The following is a 22,543-nucleotide window of genomic DNA, read 5'->3' as shown; positions in this document are numbered from 1 at the left end:
GGCTGGTTTGCGTATGTCCGCCCCTACCCTGTTTCCGCGCCACATCGCCGTGCTGATCCTCGCGCTGCTGGCCTGTTCGTTTGCCGGCAACCACATCGCGGCACGCATTGCCTTCGATCATGACACCGGCCTGCTGCTGGCTATTCTCTGTCGCTCCGGTGTGACCTTGCTGGTGCTGACCAGTCTGGTGCTCTGGCAGCGTGAAAGGCTCAGTCTGCCCGCCAGCACCTGGCGCTGGCAGCTGCTTCTGGGGCTGCTGATCGCCACTCAGAGCTTTTGCATCTACTCGGCGGTGGCGCGTATTCCGGTGGCTCTGGCCTTGCTGGTGGTCAATGTCTCGCCGATCCTGCTGGCGTTACTGACCTGGGCGCTGGGCGGTGCCCGGCCGACGCGGCGTGCCGCAGGCCTGATGGGCCTGATTCTGTTTGGCCTGACGCTGGCGCTGGACGTGCCACAGCGCCTGTCGAACCCCGGCAGCAGCGAGCCGCAATGGCTGGAGGGTATCGCCTACGCGTCTACCGCTGCGGTGGTGTTCGCCTTTGCGCTGTGGATTACCGATAACAAACTGGCGGGCATGCGCGGCAGCGTACGCAGCATGCTGACCATGGCCGTGGTGTTCGTCGTCGCGGCCATCGCCGGCAGCAGCGGCGTGCTGCCCGGCGGCGTGGGTCTGCCGACGAGTTCTGTCGGCTGGACCGCACTGGCCAGCCTGGTGGTTTTGTACGGGCTGGGTTTCTCGCTGCTGTTCATCTGCATGGCACGGCTGGACATCGCCCGCAACGCGCCAGTGATGAACATCGAACCGGTAGCGAGCCTGCTGTTTGGCTGGCTGATTCTCGATCAATTGCTCAGCAGCGGTCAGGTGGTCGGCGGGCTGATCGTCGTCAGCGGTATCGTGCTGCTGACCTGGCGTCGCGCCCAGTCGCCTGACTCTCAATCATCCAGAAAGGCTTTGAAGCATGTCCACGAACGTACTGACCCTTGAAGATGGCCTGACCCGTCTGACACTGGCCCCCGACATCGGCGGCAGTATCGTCAACTGGACCGTCCTGGCCAGCGGGCAACCGCTGCTGCGCCCGAGTGACGAACAGGCTCTGGCGGCCGGGACGCCCCGTCGGCTGGCCTGCTATCCGCTGGCGCCGTGGTCGAACCGGATCGGCAACGGCGGTTTCGAGACACCAGACGGCTGGCTGGCCCTGGAGCCAAACAGCGCCAACGACCCGCTGCCGATCCATGGCAGCGCCTGGCAGCAAACATGGACCGTCATCGAACAGAGCGCAGAGCAGGTCTGCCTGCAACTCGACAGCCAGACGCCATTCGCCTACCGCGCGCACCTGCGCTACACCCTGCGCGAGGGCACGCTGAGCATTGAACTGACCACCACCCATCAGGACAGCCGCGCCGTCTGGCACGGGCTGGGCCTGCACCCGTACTTGCCGCGCACGGCCCACACTCGCTTGCAGGCCAAGGCTGCGCAGGTCTGGCTGTGCGACGAAGCCGGTTTGCCCAGCGCCTTGCAGGACCTGCCCGCCGAGTGGGACTTCCGGCACGGCAACACGCTGCCCGAGACACGTCTGGACAACGGTTTCACCGGCTGGGATGGCCAGAGCATCATCAGCCAGCCGGATCTGGGCTACGAATTGCACTGCCAGGCCGCCGGCAGCGAATACTTTCTAGTGTTTTGCCCGCCGGGGCTGGATTTCTTTTGCTTCGAGCCGGTCAGCCACCCGGTCAACGCCCATCATTTGCCAGGACGGCCGGGGTTGAAGCTGTTGCGGGAGGGGGAATCAGTGACGCTGGAGTTCAGTCTTCGTTACAAAGACCTGAAGCGGGGGTCATGAATAAGTGTACTGGTGCCTCATTTCAAGTTACAGAACGGGCCGGGATATCCCGTTGACATATCCCCAAAAAAACATATTCTTATTCATCCGATACATCAGCCAAGGATGAATCACGCATGGAACAATCCACAGTCTTCAAAAGCAATCGAAGCCAGGCTGTCCGACTGCCAAAAGCGGTGGCCTTGCCAGACGACGTGAAACGTGTCGATGTCGTAGCCGTGGGCAGAACCCGCATTATTTCCCCTGCCGGTGAAATGTGGAACAGCTGGTTCGATGGTGAAAGTGTCAGTGATGATTTCATGGCAGAGCGTGGACAACCAGCCGAACAGCAGCGCGAATCGCTCTGATGCTCAAGTACATGCTTGACACCAATATTTGCATTTTCACTATAAAGAACAAGCCAACTTCGGTGCGTGAAGCCTTCAACCTCCATCACGGACAGCTATGTATCAGCGCGATCACGTTGATGGAGCTTGTCTACGGCGCAGAAAAGTCTTTGAGCCCCGAAAGAAACCTTGCCGTTGTAGAGGGTTTCACAGCGCGTCTTGAAGTGCTCCCTTACGATAGCGACGCTGCGGCTCATACCGGCATGATCAGAGCCGAACTGGCTAGATCGGGCACACCGATCGGCCCGTACGATCAAATGATTGCAGGACACGCCCGCTCTCTAGGCCTGGTGGTGATCACTAATAATCAGCGTGAATTCCGACGCGTCGAGGGGCTGAGGGTAGAAGATTGGGTAAGCCAATGACCTCAACACGATAGCTGCAACGCCTCTTATGTTTTGAGCCCGTCAGCCACCCGGTGAACGCCCATCACCTGTCGAGGCATCCGGGATTGAGCCTTTTTAAGGCATGGGGGGTAGATGAGGTTGGGGGTCGGCCTGCAAGACAAGAGTTTGTAGCAGGCCTTATGCGTGCGAGCCTGGCGTCTGTCATTACGGGGTAATGACCAGCGTTGAAAGGCCGCTGACACCGGTGACACCGGTCGTAGTGCCGCAGCTGTTATTCAACGCGGCCTGAAAATTAACAAGCTCAAATGTACTCAACGCAGTGGCGTCCTTGAAACGGCCATCTGTAATTGTCCCGACACCCAGAACGGCTGTAATCAGACCGTTCACAGTATTGAAACTCGTATTGAACGTGTAAGTGCTGGTCACCCCATCGCTCCAGGTGATGATCCATACCACATTGGACGTTTGCAGCAGTAAAGACTGACAGGATAAAGGGGCCTGAAAACTTTGTATGGACGAAGCGCTGACTACCAGGGGAAATGAAGGTAAAACACACGGTCCCCAATTGCTTGTCGTCACCACGTCGGTAGTCTTGGCGGTATTGGTCACTCCTGGCGACCAAGTTGCGGTGTGAGTTCCTACCGGACAAGTCGCCAGGTTTGCAACCTCAGCCTGTGATCGCTCTGGCGCGAAAAAAAGCCCCGTGCAAACGATGACCAATAACAACAGGCTGGCGAGTCGGACCTGCGAGAACGAAGCGTGCGTGACATGAGTATCCATGATTGTCTCCCTGACGTTGATGGTCTCCAAAAGTCAGATTAAGCAAAAAGCATTTTTCACTCTACTGTCAGAAATGACAGCTAATGGTCGTAAGGCCCGTTCTCCTGGGCTGATCGTTGCCACCCACAACCTGCGAGAATTTCAGCGCACTGATGGTCTTCGTCTGGATGACCGAGCAACTCGCTAAACACACCTTCCAAGTCCAAGGATTCTTGCACCTGAACGGATGCGCCGCTCGTCACATCCTATGATCCACCCCCCACCCCGTTACGTAACACCTCTGCATAGCGAACCAAACCCACACAATGGTGATCAGAAGGTGGATCATGCGCATAACTGCCAGTCTCAGGACCTTCTGTCACTTGTCCCCCTCTCACAGCGAATCGACAATCACCCGACTTTGGATCGATGAAGTCACCGCCGTGGCCCGCCAGAGGGACCGCGACAGCTTCATGCGCATTTACGATCACTTCGCTCCGCGCCTGTTGCGCTACCTCACCGGGCTGAATGTGCCAGAAGGTCAGGCCGAAGAGTTGGTGCAGGAGGTGCTGCTCAAACTGTGGCACAAGGCCGATTCGTTCGACCCGGCCAAGGCCAGCCTGGGGACATGGTTGTTTCGCATCGCACGCAACCTGTACATCGACAGTGTGCGCAAGGACCGTGGCTGGGTGCAGGTGCAGAACTCACTGGAACAACTCGAGCGTCTGGAGGCCCCGGTAGATCGAACACTCGATTACAGCCAGCGCCAGGAGCATCAACTCAACATCGCCATCCAGAACCTGCCCGCCGATCAGGCCCGAGTGTTGCGAATGTCGTATTTCGAAGCGCTCAGCCACCGGGAGATTTCCGAACGCCTGGGTATGCCGCTCGGCACGGTGAAGTCCTGCCTGCGCCTGGCGTTTCAAAAATTGCGCTCGCGGATAGAGGAATCATGATGGGTCCACTACATCATCCGGACGACGCCACGCTGGTCAGTTATGCCGCAGGGGCGCTGTCGCAGGTCATCTCGTTAGTCACTGCCGCGCATCTGGAGCGCTGCGCCGAGTGCCGGGCGCGGCTCAGGCAGGCAGAGGCGATTGGCGGTGTGTTGATGCAGCAGCACACCAGCAGTGTGGTGCCGCTCAAGGGCAGATCGGCCATGCTGGCGCGGCTTGAAGAGCAGCAAGCGGGGCTCGTGCCTGCCCTGCACTCGATGCCGGCGGCCAATCAGGACCCGGACCTGATGCCGGTCTGCATGCAGGCGCATTTTGGTCGACACCTGAGTACGTTGAAGTGGAAGACCCTGATCCCCGGCGTACAACGAGTACGCGCCGAAGGCATCGAACAGGGCAACCTGATGCTGCTGAAGATCGCCCCCGGCGTGAGCATGCCGGTCCACAGCCACGAAAGCGGCGAGATGACCATGGTCCTCAAGGGTGCGTATTACGACGTACAGGGAGAGTTCGGACTCAACGATGTGGCCGACCTGGACAGCCATATCCATCACCAGCCCATCGCCTACCCTGACCGGGAATGCATTTGCGTACTGGCCACTGAATCGAAGCTGCGTTTTCAGGGACTGCTTGCGCGGATGATGCAGCCGTTTTTCGGGATTTGAAAAACGGCCGCTGCGCCTGCGGTCAGCGCTGAACGGTGACGCCCAATGAGGCCAGCGCATCCCAGTAGCCTGGGTAGGTCTTGCCGACGCAATCAGGGTCGAGAATGCGGATGCCGGCGATCTTCAGGCCCGCCAGCGCAAAGCACATGGCGATACGATGGTCGGAGTGGGTGTCGATCAAGGCATCGACCGTAGTGCCTGCCAGCGCCGGGTTGGCGTTGACGATCAGATCGTCACCCTCTTCGACCGCCAGGCCGGGTGCGATGGCGCACAGGCCGTGGGACAGTGCCGAGATGCGGTCACACTCCTTGACCCGCAGGTTGGCGATGCCGACAAAGCGCACCGGTTGACGATTGAAGGCGGCCAGTACGGCCAGCGTCGGAATCGCGTCCTGCATCTGCGAACCGTCGATCACGGCCGGCATGTTCGGGAAGCTGGCGATGATCTGGCTGGCCAGCGCATCGGGCTGAGTGAACGCGTCGCTGGCCACGCCCAGATCGATAGCGCCCTCGGTCAGGGCCTGCGCAGCCCACAGGTAAGTGGCCGCCGAGGCATCCGGCTCGATGTGGAAATCCGTAGCGCGATAACCGCTAGCCGAGACTTTCCAGGCGGCGTCGCCGATGGCCTGAACCTCGGCACCGAACGCCTGCATGGCCGCCAGCGTGAGGTCGAGGTAGCCACGCGCGCCGATCTCGCTGCCTGTCAATGCAACTTCCACAGGCCCCTTGCCACAGGCGCCGGCCATCAGCAGTGCCGACACGTACTGGCTGGACAGGTTGCCGTCGATTTCGATACGACCGGCCTCAAGACCGCCCTTGCCCTTGATCGCCACCGGCGGGCAACCGCTGGGTGCGCTGACCTCCACGCCCATACGCTGCAAGGCATCGACCAGCGGCCCGATCGGGCGCTTGCGCATGTATTCGTCGCCATCGACCACGAAGTCGCCTTCGAAGTTGGCCAGTGCCGCGGTCAGAAAGCGTGTCGCAGTCCCGGCATTGCCGAGGAACAGCGCCTGCTGCGGCGCCTGCCAGTGCCCGCTGCTGGTGACCACGAAGGTGCTGTCATCCGGCTCGTCGACCTGCACGCCCATCAGACGCAAGGCTTCGGACATCACGCGCGTGTCGTCACTCTTCAGCGCGCCGGTCAGGCGGCTGGTGCCTTTGGCCAGTCCGGCCAGCAACAATGCGCGGTTGGTGATCGACTTGGAGCCCGGCGGGCTGACACGCCCGACCAGCGGGCGCTCGACAGGCAAAACAGTGAGGGTGGCTTGAGGTCGCATGATGTCCCTGAGCGTCAGCGGAAAAATCGCGATCCTAGCACGAGCGGGATCAAGCCCGCAGTGCCGGTTTCATTCATCGCCAAGCCCGGGCGCGGGTCAGCTTTTCGCTGAGCCCGACAGTTGCTGCAGCTTGTCATTGGCCGCCAGCAACTGATTGCGGTTGGCCGCCACGTCGGTGACGTCATAGATCACCAGACACACATGGCTGATCGCCCCGGTGGTCGAACGCAGCGGGAACAGTGTGGTGTTCTGATACATGAACTCCTCCTGCCCGGTAATCGGCTGATAATTCTTGAAACGCACCAGATACGGCCGCTGCTCCCAGATGGTGAACGCCGGCGTGCCGAGGGTCACGACATTGTCGATTTTCTTGCTGAACCACTTCGCGTTGACCTCCGGAAAAATCTCGAAAAAGGTCTTGTCGACTGCCACGTAGGGCACCACGCCGGAGCGGTTTTCCATGAAGGTATTCCAGACCGTCACGCGGTAGTTCAGGTCCAGCACCACGATGCCTACGTCAATGTTTTGCGTGACGGCCAGCAACCAATGAAGCTCGTTGATTTCAATAGCGTTGCTCATGGGTCAGCTCATCATGTAGGCGAGTTTTTTGGTAAGCAGCTCGACCGAATCTTCGGTGAACAGCATCAGCAGATCGAAATGCAGATTGTGGCCTTCCACGCTGTAACTGATTTCGACCGCCAGGGTCTTTTTCCAGCGCTGTTGATTGATGCGGATAAGCTCGTCGATGCCGCCCTGCGCACCCAGCAACTGTGGATGGCCCTGCGAAAAGGCAATGTCGATCTGTTCGGCAATGCCGCTCAGGCAGGCGCCGATCAGGATCGTGGACAGGTCGAGCAGCATCTCCATGTCGGAACTGTCGGAGTGATCACCGCCCATCAGCTGCGAGATTCCGGAGATTTCCGAGTCGTGGAAAATCAGCAACGCCTCACCTGCAATACCGCCACCGATGTAGCCCTGACACACCGCAGTCAGGCGCTGATCGCTGTGCGCATCGGCCAGCGCCATGTGCAGCTCGCCAACTTCAAGCATGTTGACGTTGGGCACCGGCAAATGAACGAACACACCCAGTACCTTGGCCAGCAACGCTGCTGCACGGCCCATGGCGACGTTGACGGTTTCGCGGAAGGCATCCTGAAAGCTGATCACCCCGCCCTTGTTGTTAAGGGCCGGCAGTGCAACCGGTGACGCCGCAGGCTTGCCCAACAGGCCAAGGCGCTCCAGTGTGCTTTTCAGTTCGTCCGGGTCGGCAGGTTTTTTCAGAAACGCCAGCGCGCCCAGCTCCATGACCCGACGCACGGCTTCGTCCTGCACGTCGCCCGACACCACAATCACCTTGGCGTCGAGGTTTTCGGCACGAATCGCCGTCAGCGTCTGGTAACCGTCCATCACCGGCATGGTCAGGTCGAGCAGGACCACCTGGCCCTGACCTTTACGAATCGCTTCCAGGCCTTCCTGCCCTTGGGTGGCCAGCGTGACCGACACATCCCAGTCTTCAGGTAGCGCGCGCAACAGCTGCTTTCGCGCCATGTTCGAGTCATCGCATATCAATAGCGCAAGCGTGGACATCGTGTGGTTCTCACTGCAGGAAAATCAGGCTGACCACGGCGGACAGCACGTATACGTTTAGTGGCACCATCGGAAGCGACTGGCATCGAGCCTATAACGCGAGATCAGTAACATTCAAACTAAACCTATAGCCTAAGTCGGTGATTTTTGGAGTTTCTGTAGTTTTATTCGCTATCCGTTGCTGTAAATCACTGTCGCGACGTCGGAAACGTGCCTATTATCAAGTGATAGATTTAATAGTAATCACTCGATAGGCAGGTGTGCCATGTCTTTGCCCATAAGCGACTACCATCCGGCCGTGCCCCGGCAGGACGATTTCTGGCAACACCTGGGAATCCCTGCACGAGGTGCGCGGCTGTACTCGGCGCTGCATGACGGCTTGCCGTATGAAGTCTTCGAACGTCTGGCGCATTACACCGACCTGAATCGCTCGACCCTGGCCGAACATCTGGGCATCGCTCCGGCGACCTTGCAGCGACGCCTCAAGGTACGCCGCTTCAATGCCGAGGAAAGCGATCGGCTGTTCCGCCTGGCGGCGGTGTACAAGGCGACGCTGGACCTGTTCGAAAACGACGCCGAAGCGACTCGTCTGTGGCTGGCCAACCCGGTCTATGGGCTGGGCAATCGCAGGCCGCTGGAAATGCTCGCGACCTCGGCCGAGGCTCAGGCAGTGCTTGACCTGATCGGCCGCCTGGAACACGGGGTCGTGGCGTGATAGCGGTCTATCGACTGGTCAAGCGCAAATGGCTGGCGCAGGCCTTCGACGGCGAAGGCGCCAAGCTCTATGGCGGACGCTGGAACAGCAAGGGCAACGCCTGCGTGTACTGCGCGGGCAGCGAGTCACTGGCCCTGCTGGAAGTGCTGGTGCACCTGAACAACGCCACTGTGGCTCAGCACTACACGATGCTTGAACTGCAGATTGCCGAGGAGCACGTCCTCAATGCGCGCCCGGACACACTGCCCCGCGACTGGCGTGAAGAACCCGCGCCACCGGCAACCGCCTCGTTCGGCGACGACTGGCTGGCCTCCGCTCAGAGCCTGGCGCTGGCAGTGCCCAGCGTGATCATCCCGCGCGAGTCCAACTACCTGCTCAACGTCCAGCACCCCGAATTCAGGGCGGTTGTGGCAACTGCCAAAGAGCTGGAGTTTGTGGTCGATCCGCGTTTGGGGTGAGTTGGCTAAAGGTCAGTCCACTGCCTGCCCCACGTGTTATCACTCATCCAGATCGGCTTGAAAGACAGCCTCAAAGTCCTGTCCACCGTAGAAAATACCCAGGATTTTTACCTGCACGGCATCCACAGCAAAGGCTATTACGGCACGCTTGCGATAATGAGTAATACGAAGCCCGGGACGTATATCCAACCTATGGCTCTGGCGGCGCTGTTGGCAGCACTCTCGCCCCATTGCATTTGGCTATTCCAGGCGTATTTGGAAGGAAAACGGGGGCATGAAGAAGATAGCTACCTATCCATCGAGCAGGACGGTAGCTATCGAGGTGAAGGGATTTCAGTGACTAGCGGCAGCCGAGGTTGTTGCAGGAACTGTTTCTGCGGACTGAGGCAACGGCATGCCCTTGGGCCATAACAGCCAGATATTACCTTTCTGCTTCATGTCGCCAGCCAGCTTGCCCGCCTCGTCGCCGGTCCCCCAGAACAGGTCGGCGCGTACTTCACCGGCAATCGCACCGCCCGTGTCCTGGGCAGCGACCGGACGCACCACGCTGCTGCCATCCGGCCGCGTCGTCGAGAGCCAGAGCAGACTGCCCAGCGGAATCACCTTGCGATCGATGGCCACGCTATAGCCGGGGGTCAGCGGCACATTCAGCGAGCCGCGCGGACCTTCGTTGCTGTCGGGGTTACGGGCAAAAAACACGTAGCTGGGATTGCTCGCCAGCAGCTCGCTGATCCGCTCCGGATGCGCCTTGGCCCAGGCCGCGATGCTGCCCATGGTCACGTCTTCCTTCTTCAACTGCCCCTGCTCTACCAGCCAGCGACCAATCGCGCGATACGGACGACCGTTCTGATCGGCATAGCCCAGACGCAGCTGCGAGCCATCTTCCAGACTCACGCGCCCCGAGCCCTGAATCTGCAGGAACTGCAGATCCATCGGGTCGGTCAGCCAAGCAATCACCGGCGCGTTCAAGCCTTGCGCGCTGATCGTCGCAGCGTCGTCGTAAGGCTTGAGCACCCGCCCCTCAAGCCGACCGCGCAGACGCTTGCCTTTGAGCTCGGGGTAAATGCTGTCCAGATTGACCACGATCAGATCGTCCGGAATGCCATACACCGGCACATTGGCCGTGGCGGTCTGCGTCAGGCTGCCCGGATAAACAGGCTCGTAGTAGCCGGTGATCAAACCATCGGCACTGCCCCCGTCGGCGCGCAGGCTGTAGACCTGCAGCTGCTCCTGCAAAAAGGTGCGGATCTGCGCAACATCAGGCGCAGCCGCAAGACTCGCAGCCGCCGCACACGTTGGCCCCCACACCGCATCAGATTTCAAACGCACACACGCACTGCGCCAAGAGGCAAAACCGGCCTGCAAATCCGCGTCGGACACCGCAGGCAGCGCGTCCCAGCCAGCCTGGCTATACGTGGTGTGCGGCGGCGCAGGCGGCGTCACCGGCTTGTCGGACTTATCGGACTTATCGGACTTGTCACACGCGGTCAGCAACGCAGCCAGTGGCAAAACCAGCGCCAGACCCCGCAACCATGGCTTGAAAGAGAGCATCATCAGTAGCACCAATCCGTTTACAGCCCGCAGCAGGCTGGTGGGTGAAAGGCGTCATTGTGGCTGAAGCGGGCAGAGGGGCCTAGGGTTTGTCTGAAAAGTCGACCTGGATGATGTGGAGACGCGGCGTAAGAGAAAGATGGAGTCGAGCAAGTCAGCGCTCATGAGTGGTACGCGTTGGGCCGGTGCTGCACGGCCCCGACTTCGTACCTGATAACAAACAGGCTGCATTCCGAGGGTCTTTTAAAAGACTTCAGTAGACTGCTGCCATGCTGAAAGCGTCTATGTACTCGCCATCTCGATAGGCGAATTTTCTGTGCGTGCCCTCTATGACAAAGCCATTCTTTTCGTACAGTGCGATAGCAGGCTTGTTATCGACGAAAACAGTAAGCTCCAGGCGCTTTAAATTCATCCATCGAGAGGCAGTGGCGGTGAGCTCGTTCAATAACAAGTCACCAATACCCTGGCGATGATGACTGTCTGCAACCCCCATCCAGAAATCAGCTACATGCTGCCTGCGCCCCTGAAAACGATAGAGCATGGCGCAGCCGACAACCATGCCATCGCACTCGGCAACGAGGGACAGCCCAGAAGCACCTCGACTTTCGACAAGCTTTTTTACGTCGCTGGTTGACTGGTGCGGCATACGAAGCGTCCACCAACGGAATACCGGTTGTTCAAACATAACAGCCAGCGAAGACCAGTCACTGTCTGCCATGGCACGGACGATCAAGCTCATTTCAGCCCCCTCACTAACGCTGCCCTGCCCTTTCGGCTACCTATCTGCTTACTGTCAAGGCTTACCCGGATGCGGTTCCGGGTAGTCGCGATTGATGTCGATGGGCTTGGCGTACGGCCCATCCCAAAGCTGCTCGTGCAGTTGGCCGATGCGTTTGGCCATCGAGCCGTCGTGCATCACCACTTCAAGATTGCGCGAGTTGTCGAGGTAGCCGCCCAGCCAGTTGCTAGTGCCTACCCAGGCAACCTGATCATCAATATCCATGGTCTTGCTGTGGATCACGCGTGCATAGGGGATAAAACCCTGAGCCGCCATCGGCAATGTGACGATGCGCACCTGCACGTTGGGCACCAGGGCCAGACTCTTGAGGTAGGCGACTTCGGGCATACCGGTGTTCCAGTCGGACACCATGAGTTTGATCGAAACGCCGCGGGCGGCTGCGCTGCGCAGGGCATTATCGATGACCGCATAGTAAGGCCGGGTTTTGTCGGGCCCGTAGGACAGGGGCGCGTAGTCCAGCAACTGGACACGAACCTCGCTTTTGGCTTGCGCCAGCAAACGGGGCAGTTCGGTCTGGGAGTCGACGACCCCCGGCGGGTTATAGCGCTGCGGACTGGCGATCAGGTAATTGCCGTTGGGCAAAGTGCTATCGACCGGGCGCGGTACAGGAACCGGTTTGCCCTCGGTAATGGCCGCCTGGGCAAGCCAGTCCTGATCGAATATGGCCTGCGTCTGGCGTACGACGGTCGGCTCGTCAATGCGCAGGCCGGTTTCATGGATATGCTCCAGCGAGCGCCAATCGAAGTTCTGACTGCCGATGAACGCCTGTCGGCCATCCACGACCAGGAATTTGGCGTGAATGATGCCGCTGCCCGTGAGCTTTGCGTAGGGCAGTACGCGCAAGGTGAGGTTGGGGATGGCGCGCAGTCGCTCAAGGGTCTGCGGGTCGGAAAGTTTCAGGCCTTTTTCTTCCAGCAGAAACCGGATTTTCACTCCGCGCTGCCCGGCTGCCGTCAGGCTTTCAAGCACCTTGTCCATGACCGAGCCTGCGTGGTCGGCGACATAGAACTGTTCGATGTCGATACGCTGGCGAGCCCCGTCAAACAGCTCGCGCCAGACCTCGCCAGGCGCTCGCAGGTCAGGCGTCTGCAGGTCAGACCCGACCGGCACGGTGTGTACCAGTTCGAAACCCGGGATGGCGAAGTCTGCTTGCGCGCACGAACTGCCCAGCAGTAACGCTGCGATCACGGCGCGGTAGCTCAGGGACAGTCGACGATACGAAGGGTAAAAGGGCATTGCGAGCCTCATCGCCAGACACAGACAAGATGGCGCATGCCAGAGCACGCGCCGTTAAGTGGATCAGGCCGTCCGGTATTTCGGTTGGGCCGACGCAACCGGATGCTCGGCCTCGTCATGCACACGTGCTCCGCTGGAAGCGCGGATCAGCAGGATCTTGAGTTGGTCGTTGATACGTTCCAGGCTGTCCTGAAAGTAGTTGTGAAAGACCACGCAGAACAAGGCAATGGCAATACCCAGCCCGGTCGCGAACAGCGCTGTACCGATACCGGCGGAAATCTGCCCGGGATCGGACACCCCGGCACTGGCCAGGGCCTTGAAGGTATCGATGATGCCCAGAATCGTCCCCAACAAGCCCAACAGTGGCGCAGCGGTGGTGATGGTTTCGATCAGCCAGAGGCTGCGGGCCAGCGGTGCGCGAGTGCTCAGGTACTGTGTTTCGATGACGTCATCCAGATCCCTGCGCGAGCCCTGCGCATTTTTTTGCGCAAGCACCGGCAGGACCATTTCCAGTGGCAGGCTGGTTCGCCGTGTCAGCGGCTCCGGCAGATCCTTTTCACTGTGCACCGAGGCACCGAGTGCCGTTTGCAGCGCCCGCGACTGGCGACGCACGTAGGCAAAGTAGATGCCTCGTTCGATCGCGACAAAGATCGCTATCGCGATGGCGGCGTACATCACATAGAACGTGATGTCGTGGAGCTGATTCATGTCCATGGCAAGGACCTCTGGTCAATGAAGATTAGAAATTGGCTTCAAGAGAAACGGTGACCGTACGCTCGACCCCGACGATGTAGGCCGGGTCGCCATCGCGGAAACCGCTGTAAGTGCCCGCGTTGGTTTTGGTGGTGTACACGCCGTCCAGGTATTCCTTGTCGAACAGGTTGTCGACGTTCAGGCGCAAGGTGGCGTCCTTGACGATTTTCTTGTCCACCGGAAGGTAGATCCCTGCGCCCAGATTGAAGATGGTGCGCCCCGGAATGCTTTCGTCGTTGGTCAGGTCGCCATACAGCTTGCTGGTGAGCTTGGCACCAAAGGTCCCGTAATAACTGCCGTCGTCGTAGCCGATGTTGGCGGCCAGCATGTTCTTCGGCACGTTGGTAAATTGCTTGCCACTGGTGGGCAACTCGATGGCGGCGCCGTTATTGAAGACGGTCAGGTCATCTTTCTGTTTGGCGCGGGTGTAGGTGTACGAGGTGTAGTAATTGAAATGGTGCGGCAGCAGGCCACTCCATTCCAGTTCCAGACCGCTGTTGTCGACTGCACCGGCGTTGATGTCGGCAAAGTCGCCATTGACGTCTTTTGATGACACCTGACGGTCTTTGAACTGCAGGTAGAACAGCGTGGCCGCCAGCGTCATGTCCTGTTCGGTGTAGCGCCAGCCCAGTTCGTGGTTCCAGCTGGTTTCTGGCTTGCTGTCGATGGAGCCGGTGCCCGGGTCATACAGAACGTAGTTCTGCGGCACGCGCATGTTGCGTGACAGGCTGTAGAACAACTGGTCGCGCTCATCCAGCTGGTATTTGAGGCCGACGTTCGGCAACAGCTTGTTGTAGGTCTGGTCCCGTTTTTCCGGCCGCTCGGTCAGGCTGCCGTGGTTGGTGCCTTCGCGTTCGACGTTCATGAAGGCCAGGCCGCCGACCAGCGTCCAGTCCGGGGCGAAATACCAGGTGTCCTGAGCCCAGACTTTTTGTGCAGGCGTCACGGTATAGCGGTCACGACCCTGAATCTCATTGCCATTGGCATCGACCATGTAATCCGAATCAGGCTGGATGCTTTCAGGCTTGCCATTGCTCTTCAGGCGGATGAAGGGCTGAGTCTGCGACTGACGCGCGCGTTCATACCAGTAGCCGACCTGTACGCTGTGTTCGTCGTTGACGTCCCAGTTCAACTTGGTGGTGATCCCCGGACGCCAGGTCTGGGTGCGCGAAGGACGGTAATACACGCCAGTGGTCGATGACCCGTCTGCGTTATAAGCCGCCGCCGTCGGCAGGTTGCTCAGGTCGAATACGCCGTTCTGATTCGAGCCGCGATTGAGCGCATAGGAAGAACTGTTCACGCCGCTTCCGTTACCCCAGAAATAATAGGGGATGACGGAAAGAGACAGGTTGTCGGCCAGTTTGAATTGGGTATTGAGCACGCCGGTGAACGTCTGGAACGGGTTCTGCGCCAGCTCGTAGTAGCTGGACAATTTACCGTTGCTGCCCAGCGCTGGCGTCGAAGGATAAGGGTCAAACTTGCGCCCGTTCTGCTGGAACTGACTCTTGGTGAGCTGGCTGTAACTGTTGTTGTCCTGCTCGTGGTACTTGAGGATCAGGTTGGCGGTATTGCCCGAGCCCATGTCGAAGAAGCTGTTCCACTCCACCTTGTCGGCACGCACCGCGCCATCGCCGCGCCATTTCTGACCTTCGGTGTGAGACATCGACAGCCAGTTGCTCAGCCCGTTGATTTCTCCGGTGTTGAGTCGCGCGAAGGTCTTGTAAGTGCCGTTGCTGCCCGCCACCTGCTTGACGAATGCGCCGGTTTCCTTGGTAGGCCGGATGGTGACGATACCGATGTTGCCGCCGCTGGAACCGATATGCGGGCCGTCACTTTCGGCAGAGCCTTGAGTCACGAAAATCTGATCGATGTTTTCCGGATCCCCCAGCAGGTTGGAGTACAGCGCGTAGTTGCCGGAGTCGTTGATCGGCATCCCGTCTACCGACATGCCGACCTGATCGGAGTTGAGCCCGCGCATGGTGAACTTGAAACCGGAAAGACCGGTGGCGTCTTCGCTGGAGATGTTCAGGCCCGGTGTGTACTTGAGCTTGTCGATCGCGTTACCTGTCGCGGTCTGCTTGTCGAGCGCCTCCTTGGTCACCGTGGAGCGCGCCTTGATGCTCTCCTCCTGCACCATGTAGCCACCGCCAACCGTCGCCCTGCCTTGCACACCAATGGTGCCGACGTCACTGGCACTCGAGTCGGCCATAACCATGCCGTGACTCATGCCCGCGGCGACCAACGCAAGGTGAATTCTGGAAAACTTCATCACTTTGTTCCTTGTCAGTGCTATTGCACGCTGTAGTTGAAGGTGGCGGTGAAGCGCTGTTCGTTGCGTCCACCAAAGGCTTGCTCGGGAAATGGCTTGACCTGCTTGATGCGTCGCAGGCTGTTGGCGGCTGCGCGGTTGAGCAGCATGCTGGAGGCCTGGGTCTGAATGCCGGAGTCCAGCACTCGCCCCTGGCGGTCGACCAATAACCACACCACAACCTCGCCACTCGGGCGCTCCAGTGAGGCCTGGCGGCCGGTCGGGTATTGTTTGTAACCGTCCAGTTCGCTGCGCAGCCCTTTGAGGTAGCCACCTTCCATACCCTGGGTGTCGACCTTCGGCGCTGCGGGTGGCGCAGGCGGTGACGGCGGCGCAACCGGGGCGCTGGCGATCGGCTTGCTGGGTGCCTGAACCGGCTCGGCGGGTATTGCCACTGCCGGTTTGGGCAAGGGTTTAGGCCGTGGTTCTGGCTTGATCTCCGGCTTTGGTTTTGGCTTGGGAGCGGGCTTGGGCGGCGGTGGCGCCGGCTCGGCTTCTTCGCTTTCGACTACAGGCGGCGGAGGTGGCGGCTCGTCAGGTTGTACCGCAGGCGCCTCGGGCTGCACGACGGGCTCGGGCGCAGGCGGCTCGGGCTCGATCAGCGCCAGCTCCACGGCCGACTCGTCGTAGACCGGCTCCATTTTCAGCGGACGCGTCTGCACACCGATCACGATTGCGATAAGCGCCACCAGCGCGGGCAAGCCTCCCAGCCACTGACGTACACGAAACAGGAAATACATGATCAGGATTTGCGCGTGGCGATGGAGACCGACGTGAAACCACCCAGACGCAGGGTGTCCATGATCTCGACCAGACGGGCGACTTCCACGCCTTTGTCACTGTTAACGATGATCGTGGTTTTGCTGTCGGGTTTTTCCAGCGCCTTCAAGGCAGGCACCAGGGCGTCGACCGTGGTCGCCTTGCCATCAAGCTGTAATTCGCCGTTGAGCCCCAGCGTCAGGATCGATTTGTTCTGCGGCTTGAGCTGCTGTGAACTGCTGGCACTCGGCAACTGGGTTTTCATCCCCAACGCCGGAATCACGTTCAGGCTTACCAATACGAAAAAGACCAGCAGGAACATCATCACGTCGATCATGGGGATCAGTTCGATGTGCGCCTTGCGCTTTTTAGGTTCGTCCCACGTTCTCATGCCAGCCTCTCGCTCTCTTCTTAGAGGCCGAGAATCTAGCAACCGAACGTGACCGACCGGCTTGTTTTACAAGACCGATACATGACCGTTACATGGCGGTTACCTGTACATCTCATGGCACTTAAATGATTCTTCAGGCCGTCACGGAAATGCCATAACAACGCGCCAGCGTTTGAGCATTCAACCCGACGGAAAATACGGATGAGTCGCCCGCTGCCCACTATCAGAACCTCGCGTCTGCTGCTCGCCGCGTTGCAGCCTGAACAGGCGCTTACCTTGTCACGCCTGGCCGACGAGCCGACCATTGCGGCCATGACCGCGGCACTGCCCAGCCCCTACACCCTTGAGCATGCGCAGGTATTCATCGCACAGACCCACGACCAATACGCCGCCGGTCAGACGGTGAGCCTCGGGGTTCACATCCAGGCAACCGGAGAGTTGACCGGGATCGTCTCGCTGCGCCTTTCGATGTCGCACCACAGCGGCCATCTGGGTTACTGGACAGGAACGCGATACCAAAATCAGGGTTATGCCTGCGAAGCGGCTAAAGGCTTGCTGAAGCATGGCTTCACGGACATGAACCTCAACCGCATCGCTGGCCAGTGCTTCAGCGACAACCCGGCCAGCGCCAGGGTCCTGGAGAAGTGCGGGTTATCGTATGAGGGCTGTACCAGAGAGGCATTTCTGAAAAACGGTGTGTTCAAAAACATGCTGCTGTTCAGCCTGTTGCGCTCGGAATACGCATCATCAGAGGCCACGTCATGACAGATTTCAACCCCGACCGTCGACGCATCATCACCGGAGTGGCCGGTGCAACATTGCTGTCGATCCTCAGCCCGTTTGCGCGCAGCGCGGGGGTCGATTATCCATTCACGCTCGGCGTGGCATCTGGCGATCCGTTGCCGGACGGCTTCGTGATATGGACACGTCTGGCGCCCAAGGTGATGACGCCCTCGGGCGATGGCGGGCTGAACAAACCCGTTGAGGTGCGCTGGAAGATCGCCAGCGATGCGGCCATGGTTCACGTAGTCCGCACAGGACAGGCCACCGCCCACCCGCGCCTTGCCCATTCGGTGCATGTCGAAGTGAGCGGCTTGCAGCCTGGACGTCCTTATTGGTATCAGTTCGAGAGCCTGGGGGCGCAAAGCGCTGTCGGGCAGGCCTGTACTGCACCGCTGGCAAGCGCGATGGTCTCGGCGCGGTTCGGCTTCGTGTCGTGCTCGCACTGGGAGGCCGGGTACTTCAGCGCCTATCGACACCTAGCGGCGGAGCGCCCGGACCTGGTGTTCTTCCTTGGCGACTACATCTATGAGATGAACGTGTCCGCGGAAAACCCTCGGTTCCCGCGTCACCACGCTACACCTGACCCCATGGACCTGGCGGGCTATCGCAATCGATACGCGCAGTACAAGACCGATCCCGACCTGCAAGCGCTGCATGCCTGTGCGCCGAGCGTCGCCACCTGGGACGACCACGAAGTGCAAAATGACTACGCCGCCCAGTGGTCACAGGACCCCAACGTGCCGGTGGACAGTTTCCTGCGCCGCAGGACCGCCGCTTACCAGGCCTTTTACGAACATATGCCGTTGCGCGCCAGCAGCCTGCCCAAAGGACAGGAAATGCGTATTTACCGCAACCTCGACTATGGGCGTCTGGCACGTTTTCACGTACTGGACGGTCGACAGTACCGTTCCGAGCAACCCTGCATCCAGGCCAACGGCAGCCGTCGAGGTCATGTCGCGCCCAGCGACTGCCCGGATCTGCGTGACCCGAAACGCACCATGCTCGGCTGGGAACAGGAAGCCTGGCTGGACCGCAGCTTCGCCGAGTCTCCCGGACAGTGGAATATCATTGCCCAGGATTTGCTGGTCGCGCCACTGGAACAGCGCGATCTCAAGACCCAGGCGCAGGGCCACTGGACCGACGGCTGGGACGGCTACATGACCACCCGCGAGCGCGTGCTGGCCTCCCTGCAACGCCACCAGACCCGCAACCCGGTGTTCTGGGGTGGCGATATCCATTCGTTCTGGACCACCGACCTGCACGCCGACGCGGGCAATCCGGATTCAGCCATCGTCGCCACCGAATTCGTCGGCACCTCGGTAACCTCCAGCGGACCACCGTTCGACGCCTTCAACAGCATTCTCGGCCTCAACCCACATGTGAAGTTCTTCGACAGCCGTCAACGCGGTTATGTGGCAGTGGACCTGAGCGAGCAGCACATGCAGACCCGCTTTCAAGTGGTGTCGGATGTGCTGGATCCTGCGGCGAGCGTGTCGACGCTGAAGGGTTTTGTGGTGGAGGCTGGCAAGGCGGGGGCTGTTGCGGTGTGAGGCCTGAGCATGAGCCATTGAAACGCCTGAAGCTCGCATTGACAGGCTTCAGGCGTTTGCGCCATGCAACAAGGGCACAGCAGGATTATTTCAACTGATTGGCAAACCGCCCCACGGCACCCACCACCTGTTTGGCCCCCTCCTGAATCTCGACGATCACCGCACCGGCCTCGTTGGCCAGCATCAGGCCCTGTTCCGCCTGGGTGCGGCTGTTGGCCATACCGCGTACCGCCTCATCGGCCAGCGACTGATTTTGCTGGACGACGCTGACGATTTCTTCGGTTGCAGCGCTGGTGCGGCCTGCCAGTTGGCGGACTTCGTCAGCCACCACGGCAAAGCCCCGGCCCTGCTCACCGGCACGTGCGGCCTCGATGGCGGCGTTGAGTGCCAGCAGGTTGGTTTGCTGGGCAATGCCACCAATGGTCTGCACGATGGAATTGATCAGCAATGACTGTTTGCCCAGCGCTTCAATGCCCGAGGAGGCGGACTGCATCTCTTCGGATATCTTGCGCATGGTATTTACAGTGTTTTGCACCACGTCCGCGCCGCGCTGGGCGCTGACGTCGGTCTGCTGGGAGATTTCAAACGCCACGCTGGCGGCCTGACTGACTTCTTCTTCGCGGGCCACCTGGTCGGTCACCATAGTGGCGAACTTGACCACTTTGTAGAGCCTGCCATGAGCATCGTGGACCGGGTTGTAGGTTGCTTCCAGCCAGACCTCACGCCCGTTGCTATCGATACGCTTGAAGCGTCCGGCCACGAACTCGCCACGGTTGAGCATCGCCCAGAATTCCCGGTACGACGCTTGAGAGGTTTCTGCCGGATCACAGAACATACTGTGATGCTTACCCTTGATCTGCGCCAGGCTGTAACCCATGCCGCGCAGGAACTGATCGTTGGCAGTCAGTACCTGGCCGCTCAGGTTGAACTCGATCACGGCGGTGGAGCGCAACAATGCCTGAATAAACGCAGAGTTCTCGGCAGCCGTTTCGACGATCTGGGTGATGTCCGATCCGTAGCATTGCAACTTCATCAGCCTGCCCTGCTCATCCAGCACCGGCTGCCAGAGGGCGCGAATCCAAACCAGTCGGCCATCGGCATGCAGAAAACGGTACCTGTCGATGACCGACTCACCCTTCTGCACCGCCACTTTGAGACTGCGATAGCAATCAAGCTGTTTGACGTAAGTGGGCACCAAGTGGTCCAGGTCCTTACCCAGCAATTGCTCGAGCGAGTAGCCAAGCGTATTGAGAAAGTTCTCGTTGGCGTGGACGATGTGGTGGTTGGCGTCCAGAGTCAGACAGACCATTTGCGCATCCATCCCTTTCTGCATCTGCCGGTACATGGATAACTCGGCCTTTTGTGCCTGTAATTCCTTTTTCAAGCGAGCGTTGAACATGACGGCACCCATAGTGAGGTTGTACGTATATATCGACACAAGCGTAGACGGGTTTAAGGCATTTCGTCTGATGGTGGCAGATTGAATTACAGGGCGGTTGCGACAGAAAAAACGCCCGTCTAAAGGCCATCTCGCGCATTGCTGCGAGATGTTTTCAGTGATGACAGCCCGCGGCCATTTGTCACCCAGGCCACGCCGTTAGCCACCACCGGTCGACTTTGGGCTGGTCACACGATACATTGATAGCACTAAGACATCATCCGTGATGTCCTATGTTTCTCGATGTTAATGTCCCGGTGTCACATGCTCGTTTCTGCCCTTGAACGCCCCAGCCTTGAAGATGCGCAACTCCTTGCCGAGGTCGAGCAGACGATCACTTCAGGTGTCGGCTCGTTGCGCTTCAGCCGTGTTCTTGAGAAACGCTACCAGGAAGAAACCCGGCTGCCGCGGCGCGAATTCCTGACGGCGGTAGGGATTGGCGGCTGTCTGATCTACAACCTGTTCCTGATCAGCGACTGGCTGATACTGCGGGATGTATTTTTCTATGTAGCCGTGGGCCGTCTGTGCCTGATAACGCCGATGTTTATCGCGATGTTGATGCTGGCCCAACGGGTTTCCACGCGCTGGGCGTTGGAAACCATCGCTGCATTCGCCACGGTAGCGTGCTCGCTCATGCCACTGCTGGTGATGATTCACAGCAACAGCCCTTATCAAATCTTTTATCAACTCGGCATGCTGTTGATCATGGTCTACTGCACCATGATCCAGCAACTGCCGTTGCGCCATGCCGCTGTCGCCATGTCCTGCATGCTGATCATCCAGTTGGCGACTACCTACATTGCCAGCTTCGCCGACTTTGTGATCTGGCAGGCCAACGCTGTGTTGTTCGTCTCGACCGTGGCATTGCTGCTGATGGCCTCCTACTTTCTGGAGCGGGCAGGCCGTATGAGCTACCTGTTTGCGCTTCGCGGACGCCTGCTTCAAGTGCAACTGATGGAGTTCGCGCGTACCGATGGGTTGACCCGGCTGTTCAACCGACGCTACCAGGACGAAGTGATGACATCAGTCTGGGAACACGCTCGCAATACGCCGGCGAACGTGGCCATCATCCTGCTGGACATCGACCACTTCAAATCCTACAACGACAACTACGGGCATCCGCAAGGGGATACCTGCCTCAGATTGCTCTGTCAGAAAGTCCAGCAAAGCGCGCATGAGCATGGTGCTGTGGCGTTCCGGTTCGGCGGCGAAGAGGTGCTGGTGTTGATGATCGGCAATCCCGTGCAGGCCAGAGAAGTGGCCGAGGCCCTGCAGACCTCGGTTGCCGAACTCAAGTTGCCGCACCCGGTGCTCGGCGAAAACGCGCTGGTCACCGTCAGCCTCGGCGTGGCGTGTGCGACAGCGCCTATGACCAGTGCCGAGAACCTGATTGGCGCGGCTGACAATGCCCTCTATGCAGCCAAGCGTGCCGGACGTAATTGCGTGTGCTTCGCGTGAAATGACATCCCGTAGGATCCTGCTTTACGCCATGCCCCTGCCACTTTAATCTCGGTGCACACCCAGGCTGGGAGCCATCGCATGAGCGTTCACATTGACGTCAATACCAACCCTACGGAAGAGGATCGTCTGGCGATTCTGGAACCACTGAAACGCTTCAACGCCGAGCAGGCGGGCGACGGCAAGTCCGAGAAAGTGGCGATGTTCATTCGAGATGATCAAACCCGGGAAGTCCTCGGTGGCCTACATGCTCGCATTCTTTATGAGTGGCTGTTCATCGAGCTGCTGGTCGTGCCGGAACAAGCCCGTGGGCAAGGCATGGGCTCGCGTTTGATGCAGATGGCCGAGGATCTGGCGGTTGAAAAGGGCTGCACGGGAATCTGGCTGGATACCTTCGACTTCCAGGCCCCCGATTTCTATCGCCGCCACGGTTACACCGAGTTCGGCCATATTGACGACTATCCGCCCGGCAACAAGCGCTTCTTTTTCCAGAAGCGCCTCCCGAACACAACGGCCTGAGCCTTGCG

26 protein-coding genes are annotated in these 22,543 nt (G+C 59.5%); 13 read left to right on the top strand and 13 right to left on the bottom strand.

The window, feature by feature from the left end:
* Positions 1–13 precede the first annotated feature (13 nt).
* The 4 genes from JOE39_RS24055 (at position 14) to vapC (ending at position 2,592) form a co-directional block, all read left to right on the top strand.
* The gene (locus JOE39_RS24055) at positions 14–985 is read left to right on the top strand and encodes a DMT family transporter (protein WP_004402547.1); all 972 of its coding nucleotides are present in this window, start codon (positions 14–16) and stop codon (positions 983–985) included.
* Positions 960–1,841 carry an aldose 1-epimerase gene (locus tag JOE39_RS24050; protein ID WP_046266959.1) on the top strand — a complete coding sequence of 294 codons (882 nt, stop codon included), beginning with the start codon at positions 960–962 and terminating at the stop codon, positions 1,839–1,841. The genes JOE39_RS24055 and JOE39_RS24050 overlap by 26 nt, the downstream gene beginning before the upstream one ends.
* A gap of 116 nt (positions 1,842–1,957) precedes the next feature.
* Complete coding sequence (gene vapB, locus JOE39_RS24045) at positions 1,958–2,188, top strand: type II toxin-antitoxin system VapB family antitoxin (RefSeq protein WP_003421652.1); 231 nt, start codon at positions 1,958–1,960, stop codon at positions 2,186–2,188.
* Complete coding sequence (gene vapC / locus JOE39_RS24040; protein ID WP_003345997.1) at positions 2,188–2,592, top strand: tRNA(fMet)-specific endonuclease VapC; 405 nt, start codon at positions 2,188–2,190, stop codon at positions 2,590–2,592. The genes vapB and vapC overlap by 1 nt, the downstream gene beginning before the upstream one ends.
* 186 nt (positions 2,593–2,778) lie before the next feature.
* Here vapC and JOE39_RS24035 read toward each other — a convergent pair whose 3' ends face one another.
* Positions 2,779–3,354 carry a hypothetical protein gene (locus tag JOE39_RS24035; RefSeq protein ID WP_024663312.1) on the bottom strand — a complete coding sequence of 192 codons (576 nt, stop codon included), beginning with the start codon at positions 3,352–3,354 and terminating at the stop codon, positions 2,779–2,781.
* Here JOE39_RS24035 and JOE39_RS24030 point away from each other — a divergent pair.
* The 3 genes from JOE39_RS24030 to JOE39_RS24020 all read left to right on the top strand — a co-directional run bounded on the left by JOE39_RS24030 (position 3,353) and on the right by JOE39_RS24020 (position 4,951).
* Positions 3,353–3,541, top strand: coding sequence for a hypothetical protein (locus tag JOE39_RS24030; protein WP_024663313.1), 189 nt, complete (start codon positions 3,353–3,355; stop codon positions 3,539–3,541). The two genes, JOE39_RS24035 and JOE39_RS24030, sit on opposite strands and share 2 nt — an antisense overlap.
* A gap of 235 nt (positions 3,542–3,776) precedes the next feature.
* Positions 3,777–4,289 (top strand): sigma-70 family RNA polymerase sigma factor, encoded by a 513-nt coding sequence (locus tag JOE39_RS24025; RefSeq protein ID WP_024665472.1) that lies wholly within the window; start codon positions 3,777–3,779, stop codon positions 4,287–4,289.
* Positions 4,289–4,951, top strand: coding sequence for a ChrR family anti-sigma-E factor (locus tag JOE39_RS24020; RefSeq protein WP_032658998.1), 663 nt, complete (start codon positions 4,289–4,291; stop codon positions 4,949–4,951). The genes JOE39_RS24025 and JOE39_RS24020 overlap by 1 nt, the downstream gene beginning before the upstream one ends.
* Positions 4,952–4,973: 22 nt before the next feature.
* Here JOE39_RS24020 and JOE39_RS24015 read toward each other — a convergent pair whose 3' ends face one another.
* The 3 genes from JOE39_RS24015 to JOE39_RS24005 all read right to left on the bottom strand — a co-directional run bounded on the left by JOE39_RS24015 (position 4,974) and on the right by JOE39_RS24005 (position 7,817).
* On the bottom strand, positions 4,974–6,230 hold the full coding sequence (locus JOE39_RS24015; RefSeq protein ID WP_004402530.1) for a 3-phosphoshikimate 1-carboxyvinyltransferase: 1,257 nt from the start codon (positions 6,228–6,230) through the stop codon (positions 4,974–4,976).
* A gap of 96 nt (positions 6,231–6,326) precedes the next feature.
* Positions 6,327–6,809 (bottom strand): PAS domain-containing protein, encoded by a 483-nt coding sequence (locus tag JOE39_RS24010; protein WP_003345989.1) that lies wholly within the window; start codon positions 6,807–6,809, stop codon positions 6,327–6,329.
* Between the two features lie 3 nt (positions 6,810–6,812).
* Positions 6,813–7,817 carry a response regulator gene (locus JOE39_RS24005; RefSeq protein WP_057445746.1) on the bottom strand — a complete coding sequence of 335 codons (1,005 nt, stop codon included), beginning with the start codon at positions 7,815–7,817 and terminating at the stop codon, positions 6,813–6,815.
* A gap of 265 nt (positions 7,818–8,082) precedes the next feature.
* Here JOE39_RS24005 and JOE39_RS24000 point away from each other — a divergent pair, with 265 nt between their 5' ends.
* Both JOE39_RS24000 and JOE39_RS23995 read left to right on the top strand, forming a co-directional pair.
* A complete protein-coding gene (locus tag JOE39_RS24000; RefSeq protein WP_003345986.1) occupies positions 8,083–8,532 on the top strand; it encodes a DUF2384 domain-containing protein in 450 nt (149 codons plus the stop codon).
* Positions 8,529–8,990 carry an RES family NAD+ phosphorylase gene (locus JOE39_RS23995; protein ID WP_003345984.1) on the top strand — a complete coding sequence of 154 codons (462 nt, stop codon included), beginning with the start codon at positions 8,529–8,531 and terminating at the stop codon, positions 8,988–8,990. Before JOE39_RS24000 ends, JOE39_RS23995 begins: the two co-directional genes overlap by 4 nt.
* 39 nt (positions 8,991–9,029) lie before the next feature.
* Here JOE39_RS23995 and JOE39_RS23990 read toward each other — a convergent pair whose 3' ends face one another.
* From JOE39_RS23990 to JOE39_RS23955, 8 genes are all read right to left on the bottom strand, one after another.
* Positions 9,030–9,179: a hypothetical protein gene (locus JOE39_RS23990; RefSeq protein WP_232924116.1), complete on the bottom strand. Its 150-nt coding sequence runs from the start codon at positions 9,177–9,179 to the stop codon at positions 9,030–9,032.
* Positions 9,180–9,323: 144 nt separating this feature from the next.
* Entirely contained in the window at positions 9,324–10,544 is a 1,221-nt protein-coding gene (locus JOE39_RS23985) for an MltA domain-containing protein (protein ID WP_210078199.1), read from the bottom strand.
* A gap of 250 nt (positions 10,545–10,794) precedes the next feature.
* Complete coding sequence (locus JOE39_RS23980; RefSeq protein ID WP_198705566.1) at positions 10,795–11,280, bottom strand: GNAT family N-acetyltransferase; 486 nt, start codon at positions 11,278–11,280, stop codon at positions 10,795–10,797.
* 54 nt (positions 11,281–11,334) lie between these two features.
* Entirely contained in the window at positions 11,335–12,576 is a 1,242-nt protein-coding gene (locus JOE39_RS23975) for a phospholipase D-like domain-containing protein (protein WP_017277979.1), read from the bottom strand.
* A gap of 63 nt (positions 12,577–12,639) precedes the next feature.
* Complete coding sequence (locus JOE39_RS23970; RefSeq protein ID WP_003421638.1) at positions 12,640–13,290, bottom strand: MotA/TolQ/ExbB proton channel family protein; 651 nt, start codon at positions 13,288–13,290, stop codon at positions 12,640–12,642.
* A gap of 25 nt (positions 13,291–13,315) precedes the next feature.
* Entirely contained in the window at positions 13,316–15,598 is a 2,283-nt protein-coding gene (locus JOE39_RS23965) for a TonB-dependent receptor (protein WP_003421637.1), read from the bottom strand.
* Between the two features lie 20 nt (positions 15,599–15,618).
* Positions 15,619–16,377 carry an energy transducer TonB gene (locus JOE39_RS23960; RefSeq protein ID WP_210078200.1) on the bottom strand — a complete coding sequence of 253 codons (759 nt, stop codon included), beginning with the start codon at positions 16,375–16,377 and terminating at the stop codon, positions 15,619–15,621.
* 2 nt (positions 16,378–16,379) lie between these two features.
* Positions 16,380–16,787, bottom strand: a complete 408-nt coding sequence (locus JOE39_RS23955) for a biopolymer transporter ExbD (protein WP_003345964.1) — start codon at positions 16,785–16,787, stop codon at positions 16,380–16,382.
* A 201-nt stretch (positions 16,788–16,988) separates the two neighbouring features.
* On the opposite strand from JOE39_RS23955, the gene JOE39_RS23950 reads away from it, so the two are divergent.
* Positions 16,989–17,552: a GNAT family protein gene (locus JOE39_RS23950; RefSeq protein WP_004402504.1), complete on the top strand. Its 564-nt coding sequence runs from the start codon at positions 16,989–16,991 to the stop codon at positions 17,550–17,552.
* Positions 17,549–19,120, top strand: coding sequence for an alkaline phosphatase D family protein (locus JOE39_RS23945; protein ID WP_004402501.1), 1,572 nt, complete (start codon positions 17,549–17,551; stop codon positions 19,118–19,120). The genes JOE39_RS23950 and JOE39_RS23945 overlap by 4 nt, the downstream gene beginning before the upstream one ends.
* Before the next feature lie 85 nt (positions 19,121–19,205).
* On the opposite strand, the gene JOE39_RS23940 is transcribed toward JOE39_RS23945, so the two are convergent.
* Positions 19,206–20,519, bottom strand: coding sequence for a PAS domain-containing methyl-accepting chemotaxis protein (locus tag JOE39_RS23940; RefSeq protein WP_210078201.1), 1,314 nt, complete (start codon positions 20,517–20,519; stop codon positions 19,206–19,208).
* A 303-nt stretch (positions 20,520–20,822) separates the two neighbouring features.
* Here JOE39_RS23940 and JOE39_RS23935 point away from each other — a divergent pair, with 303 nt between their 5' ends.
* Together JOE39_RS23935 and JOE39_RS23930 are read left to right on the top strand one after the other, a co-directional pair.
* Positions 20,823–22,016: a diguanylate cyclase gene (locus tag JOE39_RS23935; protein WP_210078202.1), complete on the top strand. Its 1,194-nt coding sequence runs from the start codon at positions 20,823–20,825 to the stop codon at positions 22,014–22,016.
* Positions 22,017–22,097: 81 nt separating this feature from the next.
* On the top strand, positions 22,098–22,535 hold the full coding sequence (locus tag JOE39_RS23930) for a GNAT family N-acetyltransferase (protein ID WP_004419227.1): 438 nt from the start codon (positions 22,098–22,100) through the stop codon (positions 22,533–22,535).
* Positions 22,536–22,543 lie beyond the last annotated feature (8 nt).

This window comes from Pseudomonas sp. PvP100 (genome assembly GCF_017833055.1).
GTDB classification, from domain to species: domain Bacteria; phylum Pseudomonadota; class Gammaproteobacteria; order Pseudomonadales; family Pseudomonadaceae; genus Aquipseudomonas; species Aquipseudomonas syringae.
The sequence above is the reverse complement of the archived record's forward strand: the minus strand, read 5'-3'. Positions and strand labels throughout refer to the sequence as shown.

Excerpts from the sequence above, each read along its gene's own strand:
- JOE39_RS24055 (WP_004402547.1), top strand. The coding sequence starts at position 14 with ATGTCCGCCCCTACCCTGTTTCCGCGCCACATCGCCGTGCTGATCCTC.
- JOE39_RS24050 (WP_046266959.1), top strand. The coding sequence starts at position 960 with ATGTCCACGAACGTACTGACCCTTGAAGATGGCCTGACCCGTCTGACA.
- vapB (WP_003421652.1), top strand. The coding sequence starts at position 1,958 with ATGGAACAATCCACAGTCTTCAAAAGCAATCGAAGCCAGGCTGTCCGA.
- vapC (WP_003345997.1), top strand. The coding sequence starts at position 2,188 with ATGCTCAAGTACATGCTTGACACCAATATTTGCATTTTCACTATAAAG.
- JOE39_RS24030 (WP_024663313.1), top strand. The coding sequence starts at position 3,353 with ATGATTGTCTCCCTGACGTTGATGGTCTCCAAAAGTCAGATTAAGCAA.
- JOE39_RS24035 (WP_024663312.1), bottom strand. The coding sequence starts at position 3,354 with ATGGATACTCATGTCACGCACGCTTCGTTCTCGCAGGTCCGACTCGCC.
- JOE39_RS24020 (WP_032658998.1), top strand. The coding sequence starts at position 4,289 with ATGGGTCCACTACATCATCCGGACGACGCCACGCTGGTCAGTTATGCC.
- JOE39_RS24015 (WP_004402530.1), bottom strand. The coding sequence starts at position 6,230 with ATGCGACCTCAAGCCACCCTCACTGTTTTGCCTGTCGAGCGCCCGCTG.
- JOE39_RS24010 (WP_003345989.1), bottom strand. The coding sequence starts at position 6,809 with ATGAGCAACGCTATTGAAATCAACGAGCTTCATTGGTTGCTGGCCGTC.
- JOE39_RS24005 (WP_057445746.1), bottom strand. The coding sequence starts at position 7,817 with ATGTCCACGCTTGCGCTATTGATATGCGATGACTCGAACATGGCGCGA.
- JOE39_RS24000 (WP_003345986.1), top strand. The coding sequence starts at position 8,083 with ATGTCTTTGCCCATAAGCGACTACCATCCGGCCGTGCCCCGGCAGGAC.
- JOE39_RS23985 (WP_210078199.1), bottom strand. The coding sequence starts at position 10,544 with ATGATGCTCTCTTTCAAGCCATGGTTGCGGGGTCTGGCGCTGGTTTTG.
- JOE39_RS23980 (WP_198705566.1), bottom strand. The coding sequence starts at position 11,280 with ATGAGCTTGATCGTCCGTGCCATGGCAGACAGTGACTGGTCTTCGCTG.
- JOE39_RS23975 (WP_017277979.1), bottom strand. The coding sequence starts at position 12,576 with ATGCCCTTTTACCCTTCGTATCGTCGACTGTCCCTGAGCTACCGCGCC.
- JOE39_RS23970 (WP_003421638.1), bottom strand. The coding sequence starts at position 13,290 with ATGGACATGAATCAGCTCCACGACATCACGTTCTATGTGATGTACGCC.
- JOE39_RS23965 (WP_003421637.1), bottom strand. The coding sequence starts at position 15,598 with ATGAAGTTTTCCAGAATTCACCTTGCGTTGGTCGCCGCGGGCATGAGT.
- JOE39_RS23960 (WP_210078200.1), bottom strand. The coding sequence starts at position 16,377 with ATGTATTTCCTGTTTCGTGTACGTCAGTGGCTGGGAGGCTTGCCCGCG.
- JOE39_RS23955 (WP_003345964.1), bottom strand. The coding sequence starts at position 16,787 with ATGAGAACGTGGGACGAACCTAAAAAGCGCAAGGCGCACATCGAACTG.
- JOE39_RS23950 (WP_004402504.1), top strand. The coding sequence starts at position 16,989 with ATGAGTCGCCCGCTGCCCACTATCAGAACCTCGCGTCTGCTGCTCGCC.
- JOE39_RS23945 (WP_004402501.1), top strand. The coding sequence starts at position 17,549 with ATGACAGATTTCAACCCCGACCGTCGACGCATCATCACCGGAGTGGCC.
- JOE39_RS23940 (WP_210078201.1), bottom strand. The coding sequence starts at position 20,519 with ATGTTCAACGCTCGCTTGAAAAAGGAATTACAGGCACAAAAGGCCGAG.
- JOE39_RS23935 (WP_210078202.1), top strand. The coding sequence starts at position 20,823 with ATGCTCGTTTCTGCCCTTGAACGCCCCAGCCTTGAAGATGCGCAACTC.
- JOE39_RS23930 (WP_004419227.1), top strand. The coding sequence starts at position 22,098 with ATGAGCGTTCACATTGACGTCAATACCAACCCTACGGAAGAGGATCGT.